The sequence below is a fragment of the Pseudomonas sp. MEJ086 genome, assembly GCF_030209025.1.
Classification (GTDB): Bacteria; Pseudomonadota; Gammaproteobacteria; order Pseudomonadales; family Pseudomonadaceae; genus Aquipseudomonas; species Aquipseudomonas fulva_A.
Genome location: NZ_JARVSV010000019.1, coordinates 149459 through 164480, shown reverse-complemented (window position 1 = coordinate 164480; position 15022 = coordinate 149459). Strand labels below are relative to the sequence as shown.

At 63.2% G+C, this 15022-nt stretch carries 14 protein-coding genes; 7 read left to right on the top strand and 7 right to left on the bottom strand.

Annotated elements, in window-relative coordinates:
- Window positions 1-19 precede the first annotated feature (19 nt).
- Entirely contained in the window at window positions 20-472 is a 453-nt protein-coding gene (locus QRN22_RS12420) for a TIGR02444 family protein (protein ID WP_042553943.1), read from the bottom strand.
- Window positions 473-521: 49 nt separating this feature from the next.
- On the opposite strand from QRN22_RS12420, the gene QRN22_RS12415 reads away from it, so the two are divergent.
- The 4 genes from QRN22_RS12415 to QRN22_RS12400 are packed head-to-tail and all read left to right on the top strand — an operon-like array spanning window position 522 to window position 4126.
- Window positions 522-2432 carry an ATP-binding cassette domain-containing protein gene (locus QRN22_RS12415; protein ID WP_042553882.1) on the top strand — a complete coding sequence of 637 codons (1911 nt, stop codon included), beginning with the start codon at window positions 522-524 and terminating at the stop codon, window positions 2430-2432.
- 50 nt (window positions 2433-2482) lie between these two features.
- Window positions 2483-3016: a mechanosensitive ion channel family protein gene (locus QRN22_RS12410; protein WP_042553944.1), complete on the top strand. Its 534-nt coding sequence runs from the start codon at window positions 2483-2485 to the stop codon at window positions 3014-3016.
- Window positions 3017-3041: 25 nt separating this feature from the next.
- Window positions 3042-3671 (top strand): homoserine/homoserine lactone efflux protein, encoded by a 630-nt coding sequence (gene rhtB / locus QRN22_RS12405; protein ID WP_042553883.1) that lies wholly within the window; start codon window positions 3042-3044, stop codon window positions 3669-3671.
- Between the two features lie 2 nt (window positions 3672-3673).
- Complete coding sequence (locus tag QRN22_RS12400; RefSeq protein WP_042553884.1) at window positions 3674-4126, top strand: YaiI/YqxD family protein; 453 nt, start codon at window positions 3674-3676, stop codon at window positions 4124-4126.
- A 208-nt stretch (window positions 4127-4334) separates the two neighbouring features.
- Here QRN22_RS12400 and elbB read toward each other — a convergent pair whose 3' ends face one another.
- On the bottom strand, window positions 4335-4994 hold the full coding sequence (gene elbB, locus QRN22_RS12395) for an isoprenoid biosynthesis glyoxalase ElbB (protein WP_042553885.1): 660 nt from the start codon (window positions 4992-4994) through the stop codon (window positions 4335-4337).
- A gap of 148 nt (window positions 4995-5142) precedes the next feature.
- Window positions 5143-5694, bottom strand: a complete 552-nt coding sequence (locus QRN22_RS12390; RefSeq protein ID WP_042553886.1) for a DedA family protein — start codon at window positions 5692-5694, stop codon at window positions 5143-5145.
- 247 nt (window positions 5695-5941) lie between these two features.
- On the opposite strand from QRN22_RS12390, the gene hemB reads away from it, so the two are divergent.
- Window positions 5942-6955: a porphobilinogen synthase gene (gene hemB, locus QRN22_RS12385; RefSeq protein WP_042553887.1), complete on the top strand. Its 1014-nt coding sequence runs from the start codon at window positions 5942-5944 to the stop codon at window positions 6953-6955.
- Between the two features lie 18 nt (window positions 6956-6973).
- Window positions 6974-9187, top strand: coding sequence for a polyphosphate kinase 1 (ppk1, locus tag QRN22_RS12380; RefSeq protein WP_042553888.1), 2214 nt, complete (start codon window positions 6974-6976; stop codon window positions 9185-9187).
- Window positions 9188-9424: 237 nt separating this feature from the next.
- Here the strand turns inward: ppk1 and QRN22_RS12375 are convergent, their stop codons facing one another.
- Window positions 9425-11227, bottom strand: coding sequence for an acyl-CoA dehydrogenase (locus QRN22_RS12375; protein ID WP_042553889.1), 1803 nt, complete (start codon window positions 11225-11227; stop codon window positions 9425-9427).
- 171 nt (window positions 11228-11398) lie between these two features.
- Between QRN22_RS12375 and QRN22_RS12370 the strand changes: the two genes are divergently transcribed.
- Complete coding sequence (locus QRN22_RS12370; RefSeq protein ID WP_042553890.1) at window positions 11399-12241, top strand: 23S rRNA (adenine(2030)-N(6))-methyltransferase RlmJ; 843 nt, start codon at window positions 11399-11401, stop codon at window positions 12239-12241.
- Between the two features lie 12 nt (window positions 12242-12253).
- On the opposite strand, the gene QRN22_RS12365 is transcribed toward QRN22_RS12370, so the two are convergent.
- The 3 genes from QRN22_RS12365 to msrA are packed head-to-tail and all read right to left on the bottom strand — an operon-like array spanning window position 12254 to window position 15021.
- A complete protein-coding gene (locus QRN22_RS12365; RefSeq protein ID WP_042553891.1) occupies window positions 12254-13006 on the bottom strand; it encodes an alpha/beta fold hydrolase in 753 nt (250 codons plus the stop codon).
- Window positions 13007-13038: 32 nt separating this feature from the next.
- Window positions 13039-14319 carry an HD-GYP domain-containing protein gene (locus QRN22_RS12360; protein WP_231570158.1) on the bottom strand — a complete coding sequence of 427 codons (1281 nt, stop codon included), beginning with the start codon at window positions 14317-14319 and terminating at the stop codon, window positions 13039-13041.
- A 54-nt stretch (window positions 14320-14373) separates the two neighbouring features.
- A complete protein-coding gene (gene msrA, locus QRN22_RS12355; protein WP_042553892.1) occupies window positions 14374-15021 on the bottom strand; it encodes a peptide-methionine (S)-S-oxide reductase MsrA in 648 nt (215 codons plus the stop codon).
- Between the last annotated feature and the right edge of the window lies 1 nt (window position 15022).

Here is a 15022-nt window from a genome sequence, read left to right as displayed (position 1 = left end):
CGCTAGACACTTGGCAGGCTCATGGGCGCGCCTGATGAAGTCGCTTTAGCGCTGCTTGCGCTTCCATTGGGCTCAAGGCATCCAGCCAGGTATTCGGTTTTGTCACGTCAGTCTGCGGTGGCCACTTCAGGCAGCAGTTCTGCAGGCGCAGCAATTGTTCGCGCTCGGCATCCAGCTCCAGTTGCTTGACCCGTTGCCGCAGCTCGGCGAGTGCTGGGTCTTGCTGCGCCGATGTGCGCCAGGCCTGGCGCAGCGCTCTAAGTGGCTTGACGACGTCCTCCTGCCAGGGCGCGGCGAGCTGGCGTAATTGGTTCTCCCTATCCGGCTCGTGGGCCACGGCCTGGCTATCCAGCCACAGCCCGCAGAGCAGCAGGCAAACGTCCGCACCGGCGGCCTGCAGTTCCAGGCACGCGGCTTCGACGCCTGGGCGCGCGTAGAGGGTGGTGGCGAAGCTCCATAGGTCAGCGGTCATGCGTGCTCCGAGTATGCGGCGGGGGACTCTGATAGAATCCGCCGCCATTATGATCCGACTCCTGAACCTTACCTTACAGCGTGGCCCGCAGCGTCTGCTAGAAGACGCCGAGCTGACCCTGCACGCCGGCCACAAAGCCGGTCTGATCGGTGCCAATGGCGCCGGCAAATCCAGCCTGTTCGCCCTGCTGCGGGGCGAGTTGACCCCGGACGCCGGCGATTGCCTGTTGCCTGGCGACTGGCGCATCGCCCACATGCGCCAGGAGGTCGACAACCTCGAGCGCCTGGCTGTGGACTACGTGCTCGACGGCGACCACAACCTGCGCCGCGTGCAGGCTGAGCTGGCGACTGCTGAACAGCGCCAGGATGGCAGCGCCATCGCTCGCCTGCACAGTGAGCTGGACAGCGCCGACGGCTATACCGCCGACGCTCGCGCACGCAAGCTGCTGGCCGGTCTGGGCTTCGACAACGCGCAGATGGATCGCCGGGTCGGCGACTTCTCCGGTGGCTGGCGGATGCGCCTGAACCTGGCCCAGGCGCTGATGTGCCCATCCGATCTGCTGCTGCTCGACGAACCGACCAACCACCTGGATCTGGATGCCATTCTCTGGCTCGAAGGCTGGTTGCAGAGCTATCCCGGCACCTTGCTGCTGATCTCCCATGACCGGGATTTTCTCGATGCCGTGGTCGACCACGTCGCCCATGTCGATCAGCGCAAGCTGACCCTCTATCGCGGAGGCTACAGTGCCTTCGAGCGCACCCGCGCCGAGCGTCTGGCTCAACAGCAGCAAGCGTACGAGAAACAGCAAGCGCAGCGCGCGCACATGGAAAAGTACATCGCCCGCTTCAAGGCCCAGGCGACCAAGGCCCGCCAGGCGCAGAGCCGCATCAAGGCACTTGAGCGCATGGAGGAGCTGAGCGCCGCCCACGTCGACTCGCCCTTCGATTTCGTGTTTCGCGAGGCCGACAAGATTTCCACGCCGCTGCTCAGCCTCAGCGAAGGTCGCCTCGGTTATGGCGACAAGACCATTCTGCAACAGGTCAAGCTGAGCCTGGTGCCGGGTGCCCGCATTGGGCTGCTCGGCCCCAACGGTGCGGGCAAATCGACGCTGATCAAGAACCTCTCCGCTGAGCTGCAGCCGTTGAGTGGCAGCCTGCAGCGTGGCGAGAATCTGGTGATCGGCTACTTCGCCCAGCATCAGCTCGATGCGCTGGACGACAAGGCCAGCCCCTTGCTGCACCTGCAGCGCATCGCGCCGACCGAGCGCGAGCAGACGCTGCGCGATTTCCTGGGGGGCTTCGACTTCCGCGGGCCGCGCTGCGATGAGCCGGTGCTGAATTTCTCGGGTGGCGAAAAGGCCCGTCTGGCCCTGGCGCTGATCGCCTGGGGCAAACCCAACCTGCTGCTGCTCGATGAACCGACCAACCACCTGGATCTGGAGATGCGCCTGGCACTGACCATGGCGCTGCAGGAGTTCGCCGGTGCAGTGGTGGTGGTGTCTCACGATCGCCACCTGCTCAAGAGCACCACCGACGAGTTCCTGCTGGTCGCCGACGGCCGCGTGGCGCCGTTCGACGGTGATCTGGAAGATTACGCGCGTTGGCTGGTGGATTATCGTCAGCGGCAGGCCGCTCCGGCGGTCGCCACTTCGGCCGGCAGCGGCAACGACAAGCGAGGTCAGCGCCAGGCCGCGGCTGCCCTGCGTCAGCAGTTGGCACCGCACAAGAAAGCGGCGGACAAGCTCGAAGCCGAACTCGGCCAGGTGCAGGGCAAGCTTGCGGCACTGGAGGAGCGGCTGGGCGATAGCGGGATTTACGAGGCCGCCCGCAAGGACGAGTTGCGCCAGGCGCTGGCCGACCAGGCCGGGCTCAAGAGCCGTGAAGCCGAGCTGGAAGAGCAGTGGCTGGAAGCGCTGGAGACCCTGGAAACCCTGCAACAGGAACTGGAGGCAATAGGTTGAATTTCGACGTTATCGATCTGGCCTGGTTGACGGCCTGGAGTCAGCCGCTGATGCGCACCGGTCAGGTCATCCTGATTCTGGCGCTGGCCTGGCTGGCGCAGCGCATCCTTACCCGTGGCATCACCCGCCTGGGCCACCGCTATCCGCAACTGCCAGCGGAGTTGCTGGTGCCGTTGCGCGGCCTGACCCGCTGGCTGATCCTGGGCAGCGCCTTCATGCTGGTACTCGAGCGACTGGGAGTCTCGGCGCAGGTGTTGTGGGGCGCGCTGACCGGTTTCGTCGCGGTTGCCGCTATCGCTTTCTTCGCCATTTGGAGCGTATTGTCGAACCTGTTCTGCGCGCTGCTGATCTTCGCCCTCGGGCCGTTCCGTATCGGCGACTGCGTCGAGGTGCTGGAAAGCGCCGACAAGCCAGGCGTACGGGGCCGGGTACTGGATATCAACCTGTTCTACACCACCCTGGAAGACCTGACCGGTGACGCGCCGGGCACCTGGGTGCAGATTCCCAACAGCCTGTTCTTCCAGAAAGCCGTCAGGCGCTGGCGCAACGGCGATGTACCGGCACCGCGCAAGATCGAACCCTGATCGTTACTAATACGAGGTCGTCATTATGGCTCTGGAAACCTGGCTCGCTTTTCTCGTTGCCTGCTGGCTGATCAGCCTGTCGCCGGGTGCTGGTGCCATCGCATCGATGTCCGCGGGGCTGCAGTACGGTTTCTGGCGCGGCTACTGGAACGCCCTGGGCCTGCAGCTTGGCCTGGCGCTGCAGATCGCCATCGTCGCAGCTGGCGTTGGGGCGATCCTGGCGACTTCGGCGCTGGCCTTCACCCTGATCAAATGGTTTGGCGTGGTGTACCTGTTGTACCTCGGCTGGTGCCAGTGGCGCGCACTGCCGGCTGATATGAACGTCAGCGGCGAACGCCCCATCGGTCGACCACTGAGCCTGGTGCTGCGCGGCTTTCTGGTTAATTTCGGCAACCCCAAGGCGATCATCTTCATGCTCGCCGTGCTGCCGCAGTTCATCAACCCCCATGCACCGCTGACCGAGCAGTACCTGATCATTGGCGTGACCATGGTGACTGTCGACCTGATCGTCATGGCGGGTTATACCGGCCTGGCCGTGCGTGTTCTGCGCCTGCTGCGCACGCCGCGTCAGCAGCGCATCATGAACCGCAGCTTTGGTGCGCTGTTTGTGGGCGCCGCGGCGTTGCTGGCCACTGTGCGTCGCGCACCGGTCTGAGCATGCGTGTATGGATCGACGCCGACGCCTGCCCACGGCTGGCCCGCGATCAGGTGGTCAAGTTCGCCCTCAAGCGTAACTTCGAGATCGTCATGGTCGCCGGACAAGCGCAGCCCAAACCGGCTTTCGCCTGTGTGCGTTTGATCGTAGTGCCGAGCGGGCCTGATGCGGCCGATGATTATCTGGTGGAGCACGCCGTACCCGGCGAGTTGGTGATCTGCAGCGATGTGCCGCTGGCCGATCGGCTGGTGAAGAAAGGCGTCTTGGCGCTGGATCCGCGGGGCAAGGAGTTCGACGAGCGCAATATGGGCGAGCGTCTGGCGGTGCGTAACCTGTTCACCGACCTGCGTGAGCAGGGGCAGGTCGGTGGTGGTCAGGCCGCCTATGGCGACAGGGATCGGCAGGCTTTCGCCAACGCGCTGGATCGTCTGCTGACGCGTCTTTCGCGCGGTTGAAGGGTTCCCTACTTGCTGACGAGCTCGCGAGCTAGAGCTCTGCAAGGGCTAGGCGCCCGCACAAGAACAGGCGAGGAAGCGGAGTGTGCTCTTGTACATGAGCATGACTCGCTTCGCTCGCCCCTTCGGGGCCGCACTGAAGTGCGTTAGCCGCAAGCGCCTTTTTGAGCCTGTTTCTAACGCCGCAGAGCCGCCGCGCAGCTGGTCGTCACTCGTGTGTCAGTTCAAGCACCCGATCCACCAGTTTGTTGATCCCCGACGCGGCCTGAGAGATCGAGTTGGCCAGCATGTAGGCCGGCGTGGTCACCAGCTTGCGCTGGGTATCCTCGACGATATCTTCGACGTTGCACTCGACATGCTCGGCGCCCATCTTGCTCAGGGCCGCTGCGGTATCGGCATCATGGCCGATGGTGCAGGTCACGCCAGCGCCGAAGATGCGCGCCGCCATTGCCGGAGCGATGCAGATCAGGCCGACGGGTTTGGATGCGCTGACGAACGACTGCGCAGCGGTCAGTACGTCGGCCTGCACGGTGCAGTCGGCGCCGGCGCTGGCGAAGTCGGAAAGATTCTTGGCGGCACCGAAGCCGCCCGGCAGGATCAGCGCATCGAAGTCGTCGGCGCGCAGTTCGCGTACGTCCTTGATGTTGCCGCGGGCGATACGTGCGGACTCCACCAGCACGTTACGCGCTGGCTGCATTTCTTCGCCGCTGAGGTGGTTGAGTACGTGTGCCTGATCGATGTCCGGCGCGAAGCACTGCACTTCGGCGCCGCGTTGGTCGAGGCGCAGCAGGGTGATCACGCTTTCGTGGATCTCCGAGCCGTCATAGACGCCACAACCGGAAAGAATCACTGCGACTTTCTTGTTCATCGACCAACTCCTGATGAGGTACGAGCCGAGCCCGGATCTTGCGTCCGGCGGTCTCGCTTGGGGTAACGTGTCTTCTGTTATGACTGGTCAGTCAGCCAATTGTTACAGGCTTTTGAACGCTTGTGAGGCCGACGTCAAGTACGGTGCATCAACCGCGGCGCTGTCTACGACGGTACAGCCAGATGCCCAGGCCGATGATCAGCAGACCCGCGAAGACGTACAACTGAACCTGATGCAGCTCACCAAGCAGGCCTTCGAGTGCACGGCCGAGTTTGTAGGCGAGGGTGCCGAGCACGATGGCCCAGATCGCTGCGCCGATGGCATCGAGAATCACGTAACGGCGACGCGGGTAGCCTGACAGGCCGATGGCCAGCGGCATCACCGTGCGCATGCCGTAAAAGAAGCGAAAGCCCAGCACCCAGAGGTCCGGGTGGCGACGCAGATACACCAGTGCCTTTTCGCTGAGCGCCTGCCACTGGGGGCGATTGTCGAGAATGCGGCGGCCGTGGCGACGCCCGAGGTGGAACCACAACTGGTCACTGGCGTAGGTGCCGAGAAAGGCGAAGAACATCACCAGCTCGATGTCGAGGATGCCGCGCAACGCCAGGTAGGCAGCCAGCAACAACGACATTTCGCCCTCGAGAAAAGTACCCAGCGCCAGTGCCGGGTAACCGAAGTGCTGCAGCAGATTTTCCAGCATTAAAGGTGACCGTAGAGGAGAGGGTTCAAGGCTACGCGGTTCGACACCGTAAAACAGCAATTGTCGAGAGACTGTGAAATGGCACCGTTGCGCTTGTACGTCGATTCCCGGGGCTTTTGCAGTATCCGATGTGCCTTATCGGCTGCGACGCGCCGTCGCAGTATTCGTTATTGCCGTCATCATTTGGTCATAATGGCAGCTTATAACTGTCACACTTCGCCCGCTCGAGCGGGCCCAGGAGTCTGCCGTGAGCTTTACCCCCGCCAACCGCCTGTTCCCAGCCACCCGCCTGCGTCGCAATCGTCGCGACGATTTTTCCCGGCGTCTGGTGCGTGAGAACGTGCTGACCACCAACGACCTGATTCTGCCGGTATTCGTACTGGACGGCGAGAATCTGCGCGAGGAGGTGGCCTCCATGCCGGGCGTCGAGCGGCTGTCCATCGATCTCCTGCTGCAGGAAGCGGAGAAATGGGTGGCATTGGGGATTCCGGCTGTAGCCCTGTTCCCGGTCACGCCGGCGGAAAAGAAAACTCTCGATGGCTGCGAAGCCTGGAACCCGGATGGCATCGCCCAGCGCGCCACCCGTGCGTTGCGTGCGCGCTTCCCCGAGCTCGGGGTGATCACCGATGTGGCCCTCGATCCGTTCACCACCCATGGTCAGGACGGTATTCTCGACGAACAAGGCTACGTGCAGAACGACATCACCGTCGATGCGCTGGTCAAGCAGGCGCTGTCCCACGCCGATGCCGGTGCTCAGGTGGTGGCGCCTTCGGACATGATGGACGGACGCATCCAGGCGATCCGCGAAGCGCTGGAGCTGGCCGATCACGTCAACGTACGGATCATGGCCTACTCTGCCAAATACGCCAGCGCCTACTACGGCCCGTTCCGCGATGCGGTAGGTTCTTCGCTGAACCTGGGCAAAGCCAACAAGGCTTCCTACCAGATGGACCCGGCCAACAGTGACGAGGCGCTGCACGAAGTCGCCGCCGACCTGGCCGAAGGCGCCGACATGGTGATGGTCAAGCCGGGCATGCCCTATCTGGACATCGTTTCTCGGGTCAAAAGCGAATTCAAGGTGCCGACCTTTGTCTATCAGGTCAGTGGCGAATATGCGATGCACATGGCTGCCATCCAGAACGGCTGGCTCAGCGAGGCGGTCATTCTCGAATCGCTGACCGCCTGCAAACGAGCGGGTGCCGATGGCATCCTCACTTATTTCGCCGTGCGTGCGGCCGAACTCATACGACAGGGGCAATAGCCCCTCCAGGGTAATTCAATGAGCAACGAAGGACTCAGTGAGAACGAACAGCTCGATGTACCGGCAATCAGCCTGCCGGTGATCGACGAAGCGCCGGTGGAAGCGATAGTGGAAACGCCCGTAGTCGAAACCACGGCGGTCGCCGTGCCAGTGCCCAGCCTGGATGACAGCAGCCTGTACATCCATCGTGAGCTGTCGCAGCTGCAGTTCAACATCCGCGTGCTGGAACAGGCGCTGGACGAGTCCTACCCGCTGCTCGAACGCCTGAAGTTCCTGCTGATCTTCTCCAGCAACCTCGACGAGTTCTTCGAAATCCGTGTTGCCGGGCTGAAGAAGCAGATCAATTTTGCCCGTGAACAGGCCGGTGCCGATGGCTTGCAGCCTCATCAGGCGCTGTCGCGTATTGCCGAACTGGTCCACGAGCAGGTCGGCCGTCAGTACGCCATCCTCAACGATGTGCTGTTTCCGGCGCTGGCCAAGCACGGCATCAACTTCATCCGCCGCCGCTACTGGACGACCAAGCACAAGGCGTGGGTACGCCGCTATTTCCGCGACGAGATCGCGCCGATCATCACGCCGATCGGTCTCGACCCGACTCACCCGTTCCCACTGCTGGTCAACAAGAGCCTGAACTTCATCGTCGAGCTGGAAGGTGTCGATGCGTTCGGTCGCGACTCCGGTCTGGCGGTCATCCCGGCGCCACGCCTGCTGCCACGCATCATCAAGGTGCCGGAAGATGTCGGCGGCCCAGGCGCCAACTACGTGTTCCTGTCGTCGATGATCCACGCCCATGCCGACGACCTGTTCCCCGGCATGAAGGTCAAGGGTTGCTACCAGTTCCGCCTGACCCGTAACGCCGACCTGTCGGTGGATACCGAGGATGTGGAAGACCTGGCGCGCGCCCTGCGCGGTGAACTGTTCAGCCGCCGCTACGGTGATGCGGTGCGCCTGGAGGTGGTCGACAGCTGCCCGAAACACCTCACCGACCAGTTGCTCAAGCAGTTCGGCCTGTCGGAGCACGAGCTTTACCAGGTCAACGGCCCGGTCAACCTGACCCGCCTGTTCAGCATCACCGGTCTGGAAAGTCATCAGGAGCTGCAGTACGCGCCGTTCACTCCGGTGATCCCCAAGCTGCTGCAGAACAGCGAGAACATCTTCAGCGTGGTCAGCAAGCAGGACATCCTCCTGCTGCATCCCTTCGAGTCCTTCACCCCGGTGGTGGACCTGTTGCGCCAGGCGGCCAAGGATCCCCACGTACTGGCGATCAAGCAGACCTTGTACCGTTCCGGGGCCAACTCGGAAATCGTCGATGCGCTGGTGGAAGCCGCGCGCAACGGCAAGGAAGTCACCGCGGTCATCGAGCTGCGTGCGCGCTTCGACGAGGAGTCCAACCTGGCGTTGGCCAGCCGCCTGCAGGCTGCCGGCGCGGTGGTGATCTACGGTGTGGTGGGCTTCAAGACCCACGCCAAGATGATGCTCATCCTGCGTCGTGAGAACGGCGAGATCGTCCGTTACGCACACCTGGGTACCGGCAACTACCACGCCGGCAACGCCCGCCTGTACACCGACTACAGCCTGCTCACCGCCGACGTGGCGCTGGGCGAGGACGTGTCGAAGATGTTCAGCCAGCTGATCGGCATGGGCAAGACCCTGCGCATGAAGAAGCTCCTGCATGCGCCCTTCACCCTGAAGAAGACCCTGCTCGACATGATCACCAGGGAAACTCAGCTGGCCAGCGAGGGCAAGCCGGCGCACATCATCGCCAAGTTCAACTCGCTGACCGATGCGAAGATCATTCGCGCGCTGTACAAGGCCAGCCAGACCGGCGTGCGAATCGACCTGGTGGTGCGTGGCATGTGCTGCCTGCGTCCGGGCGTGCCCGGGGTGTCGCACAACATTCACGTGCGCTCGATCATCGGTCGCTTCCTGGAACACACCCGGGTGTTCTATTTCCTCAATGGCGGCGAAGAGAAGATCTACCTCTCCAGCGCCGACTGGATGGAACGCAACCTCGACAAGCGTGTGGAGACCTGTTTCCCCGTCGAAGGGAAGAAGCTCATCACCCGGGTCAAGAAGGAGTTGGAAGCCTATCTCACCGACAACACCCATGCCTGGGTGCTGCAGCCTGACGGCCGCTACCTGCGCCTGTCGCCAACCGGCAACCAGAACTCGCGCAGCGCACAGGCCAGCCTGCTGGAAAAGCTCAGCGCACCGCTGATTACCGCGCGCTGATTGAGTGAAGAAAAAGCAACGGGCCCATTGGGCCCGTTTCTCGTTGTGGATAACTCAACCCCACGGCTTGCGCGATCACCGCAGATCAAGCTTGGTCGTCCCTGCAGGCCCCAGTGTCGTAGGGCGGGTTAGCGGCGCCATGGCCGCGTGCTCCAGGCGCCGCCATCTCGGCGCGTCGCGTAACCCACCAAGCGGTGTCAGGTATCGCGCGATGGAGGGTTACTCGATCGCCGTCGCTCAAAACCACGCCTCGTTCATTGCCAGGCAGGTGTCGTCACGTTGCTCCAGCAGGTCCAGGTCGTGATGGCAGCCCGGCACCTCGCGTAGCAGGAAGTAGCGGGCTGCCTGCAGTTTGCCGCTATAGAAGTCGGCGTCGGCCGCATTGCCAGCGAGGCGCCCCTGCTCGGCGTGAACGGCTTGTTCCAGCCAGCGCCAGCCGATCACCAGATGGCCGAACACCTTCAGGTACAGCGCCGAGTCCGCCAGGGTGCCGTTCACGCGGCCCTGCTGGAGGTCGCCGAGCAGGCCGAGGGTTACCTGGGACAAGCGTGCCAGCAGCTTTTCCAGCGGCTGACGCAGGGCGTCCAGTTCGATGAAGGGCTCGGCACGCTGACAGGTTGCGATGATCTGCTGGCTCAATGCCTTGAGTGCCGCGCCGCCGTGCTGGCCAACCTTGCGTCCCAGCAGGTCCAGGGACTGGATGCCGTGGGTGCCTTCATGGATCGGATTGAGGCGGTTGTCGCGGTAGTACTGTTCCACCGGATGATCCCGGGTATAGCCGTGGCCGCCGAGGATCTGGATTGCCAGGGCGTTGGCCTGCAGGCAATGCTCGGACGGCCAGGACTTGGCCACCGGAGTCAGCAGGTCGAGCAGTTGCCCGGCTTGCTCACGTTGTGCCGCTTCCTCCAGTGTCTGGCTATCGTCGAACAGGCGAGCGCAGTACAGCGCGAGATCGAAAGCGCCTTCCACGTAGGCCTTCTGGGTCAGCAGCATGCGGCGCACATCGGCGTGCTCGATGATCGCCACCTGAGCGCTAGCCGGGCTCTTGCCGTCGGGCAAGCGGCCCTGGGTGCGCTGGCGTGCGTATTCCAGCGAGTACAGATAGCCGGCGTAACCGAGCATCACCGCGCCCATGCCCACGCCAATGCGGGCTTCGTTCATCATCTGGAACATGTAGGACAGGCCAGCATGGGGTTTGCCCACCAGATAGCCGACACAATTGCCCTGATCGCCGAAGTTCAGCGCCGTGGAGGTGGTGCCTCGCCAGCCCATCTTGTGGAACAGGCCTGCCAGGACCACGTCGTTGCGCGGGCCCAGGCTGCCGTCTTCGCCGATCAGGAACTTCGGCACGATGAACAGCGAAATGCCCTTCACGCCTGCTGGTGCGTCGGGCAGGCGGGCCAGCACCAGATGGATGATGTTCTCGCTCAGGCCATGATCGCCACCGGAGATGAAGATCTTGTTGCCCTTGAGCCGGTAGCTGCCATCGGCCACCGGTTTAGCGCGCGTGCGGATATCGGCGAGGGACGAGCCCGCGTGGGGTTCGGTCAGGGCCATGGTGCCAAAGAAGCGGCCTTCGATCATCGGCTGCAGGAAGCGGCGCTTCTGCAGCTCGTCGCCGAAGGCTTCGATCAGGTTGGCGGCAGCCATGGTCAGCAGCGGGTAGGACGCCGTGGCGATGTTGGCCGCCTGGAAATGCGCGAAACAGGCCTGGGACAGCAGGTTCGGCAACTGCATGCCGCCTGCCTCGAAGTCTCTGGTCGCGTTGAGGAAGCCGGCATCGACAAAGGCCTGCAACGCTGGCTTGACCTCGTCGATCAACTGCGCGGCGCCGTCGACATACTGCGGCTCGTGCTCGTCGCCCTTGCGGTTGTGCGTGGCGAACAACTCCTCGGCGATGCTGCGCGCGGTGTCCAGCGCGGCCTCGAAGGTTTCCCGGCTGTGCTCGCTGAATCGCGGGCGGCTGGTGAGCGCCTCGGCATTCAGTACTTCGTAGAGTTCGAACGCCAGGTTGCGGGCGTTGAGCAAGGTCTCGGGCATGATGGCTCTCCGGTTGAATGCAGCCAGTCTAGGGGGCTGCACGTGACCCGCCAGCATCATCGACCGCCGTGATGGCGCAGAACAAGCCGGACACTGTCGGGCTAATCCATTGCAGGCGCTGCAGCGCACGCGCAGGACGGCTACAATTCGCCTCCTGCTCAGGAGCCGACGATGAATTACCGCCACGCCTTCCATGCCGGCAACCACGCCGATGTGCTGAAACACCTGGTGCTCTGCCGCCTGTTCGCCCTGTTGGCGCGCAAGGAGGCCCCCTACGCGTATCTGGACAGTCATGCCGGTGTTGGCCTGTACGACCTGACCGGCGACCAGGCCAGCCGCACCGGTGAGTGGCGCGAGGGGGTAGGCCGGCTGTGGGACGCCACGGATATACCGGAGCCGTTGCTCGATTACCTGGAAGTGATCCGCGCGATGAATCCCGATGGCGTGCTGCGCCATTACCCGGGCTCGCCCGAGCTGGCGCGCCTGCAGACCCGCGAGCAGGATCGCCTGCACCTCAACGAGAAACACCCGGAGGACGGGCAGTTGCTCAAGGAAAACATGGCCGGTGATCGGCGTGTGGCCGTGCACCTGGGGGAGGGCTGGCACCTGCCGCGCGCCCTGCTGCCAACGCGTGAGAAGCGGGCGGTCATGCTGATCGATCCGCCGTTCGAGAAGGCCGACGAGCTGGAACGCTGCGTCACCTCCCTCAACGAGGCCATCGGGCGCATGCGCCAGACCATCGTGGCGATCTGGTACCCGATCAAGGATGAGCGTCAGCTCAAGCGCTTCTACCGCGACATGGAAAAGAGCGCGGCGCCGAAGCTGCTGCGGGCCGAGCTGTTCGTGCACCCCGCCGATGACGCGCAGCGCCTGAACGGCTCCGGCCTGCTGATCAGCAATCCACCATGGGGCCTGGAGGACGAGTTGCGTGAGCTGCTGCCCTGGCTGGCCGAGCGCCTGGCGCAGAGCAAGGGAAGCTGGCGCCTGGACTGGCTGATCGCTGAACAGGGCTGACAGCGCTGCTGTTCATCGATCGCCGCTCCGTTCTTGGCTGCTCGTGAGGGCATCCACGAACCGCGCCGGATCTTCCACCATCATCAGGTGCCCACCGGGCACACAGGTAAAGCTGGCTGCCTTTTCCAGCGCCCACTGTGGAACGTTCCAGCCATCCCTCGAGCGTTCACCGGCGATCAGGTGAACGGGGACCTGTCCTGCGAATATTTTCCTGACTGCATCCAGGTAATCGGCGTGGCCGGTGACTGCAACGACCGAGCGTGCAGTGGCCTGGATGGTCGATGCCGGTTGGTTGCCTAGAAAACTCGATGCGGTGGCGCGATGGCTTGCAGAGGCCGCTATCCCCGACTTGGCCAACCAGCCATCCGGGTTTTCCCTGAGTTGCGCGAGCATCGTGTCGGCCTCATGGGCCGTCATGCGGGCCACGCTGGCTGACCAGAAGGCATCGGCCAGCGAGAAATTTCCTTCGACATTACGAATCGACGCGACGCTTGTCGGATGAGCCGTGGCGAACAGCATCGCGATCGCGCCTCCAACGGAGTGACCTACCAGATGAACGCGCTCGATATCCCTTTCCGCGAGCCACCGTGCGAGGTGTTCCACCTGCCCGGGTAGCGTGATGGCGCAGGGATCCACATGCTGCATGGCGCCGTAGCCGAGCAGATCCGGCGCATGTGCCTGCATGCCCCGTGAGTGAAATACCGGTGCCAGGTCACGCAGGCTGCCGATCAGACCATGGACGAGAAGGTAAGGGTGTTCGGACATCTAGGCACATCCATGGATGAGTAGTCTTTTATCTACCTTCGCCGTGGATCGACGTAGTAGCTCAGTTGCTGGCGCGGATTCAGGTATTCGAGGGCTTCCGGTGGCAGCTGCGAGGCGCGTACGCTGGCGGCGATGGTCAGTGACGGCTCTGCTTCCAGATTGACGATCAGGGCTTCTTCCTTGGGAATCTGGGGGTCGTAGACGATCAGCGTCGGCTTCATCGGCAGGGTCGGGTGCATGCCCAGCACCAGGGCGTAACGCTCGTCTTCCAGCTGCACCAGGCTGCCTGGCGGGTAGACGCCCATGCAACGGATGAAGGCCTTCAGTGCGACCTCGTCGAAATGTACTCGCTGTTGTGGCAAGTACATGCGCGCCAGCGCCTCATGGGGGCTCAGTGCGGTGCGCGGGTCGAGCGGGTTGCACAGGTTGTCGAAGTGGTTGGCGATGCACACGATGCGGCTCAGGCGGCCTATCGACGCCTCGCGCAGTTGCTGTGGATAGCCGCTGCCGTCGCAGTATTCGTGGTGCTCGTGGATGATGCGCAGCACGTCGTCATCGAGCATCAGCTTCTCGCCCATGCGGCGCCCGAATACGGTGTGCATTTCCCGCAATTGCTGTTCGGCACGGGTCAGGGGTGGTGGTTTGAGCAACACCTTGCTGGGTATTTCCAGCTTGCCTATGTCATGCAGCAGGGCGCCCATGCCGAGCATATGGCTGGCCTCGCTATCCAGGCCCAGTTGACGGCCCAGCATCATCGACAGCACGGTGACGTTCAGCGAGTGTACGTAGGCGTCTTCGGCTGCCTTGCCGGTGATGCTGTGCAGCGCGACGCCGTCTTCGCCAAGCATGGTCTCGACCAGCTCGTTGACCAGCGCCCCGGCCTGTTTGACCGATTCTTCCGGCTGGTTGCGCAGGCTCTGGTTGAGTGTCTTGACCCGCTGGCTGGCCTGGGTGAACGCCCGGTCGACCTCGGACAGTCTCTTGCGCAGCACGCTGAGTGTCTTGACCCGCACCTGGCGGGCCTGCTCCTGCGGATCGGGCGGTGCCGGCGGCGCCTGTTCTACAACCTTGGCCGGCAATGCCAGTGGCCCACAGTCGCTGCGCGCGGGGTCGTAGCGCAGGCGCTTGAGACCCAGTGCACGCAGTTGCTTGAGCTGACTTTCGTCCTTGATCTTGAAATTACTGAAGGCGAACGAATGTTCCCACCAGCTCAGATCGAGTTGGACATAAAGCCCGACGCAAAGCTGGTCGGGCGAAATGTACTGATTGGTATCCGGCATTCCGTGCTTGATCTGATAGTGGCTGTTCGACAAGTCTAGCGGCCTGTGTGCATTCTGGCAGACAGTCGCATGTGGCTTTTTCGCTATTCAGGCTGGCAGGCACACGCCGGTTCCGCCCAAGCCGCAATAACCCTCCGGGTTTTTCGCCAGATATTGCTGGTGGTAGGCCTCTGCGTAATAAAACGTCGGCGCCAGGGTGATCTCGGTGGTGATCTCACCAAAGCCGGATTTCTCCAATTCGCTCTGGAACTGCGCCTGGCTGCGGCGTGCGGCCTCGAGCTGCTGCTCGTCGGTACAGTAGATGGTCGAGCGATACTGGCTGCCGATGTCGTTGCCCTGACGCATGCCCTGGGTTGGGTTATGCACTTCCCAGAACACCTTGAGCAGTTCTTCGTAGCTGGTCTGCTGAGGGTCGAATACCACCAGCACCACTTCGGCATGGCCGGTCAGGCCCGAGCAGGTTTCTTCATAAGTGGGGTTGGGGGTATGACCGCCAGCGTAGCCCACCGCGGTGGTCCATACACCGGGCTGCTGCCAGAAGCGCCGCTCGGCACCCCAGAAGCATCCCAGGCCGAACACGGCGGTCTGCAGGCCGGCCGGGAACGGCCCCTGCAGCGGGTTGCCATTCACGTAATGGGCCTCGGGCACCGAGATCGCGGTTTCGCGGCCGGGCAACGCCTGCTCGGCGCTGGGCAGTTCGAGTTTATGGGCGAGAATTTGCGAGCGTAAGACCATG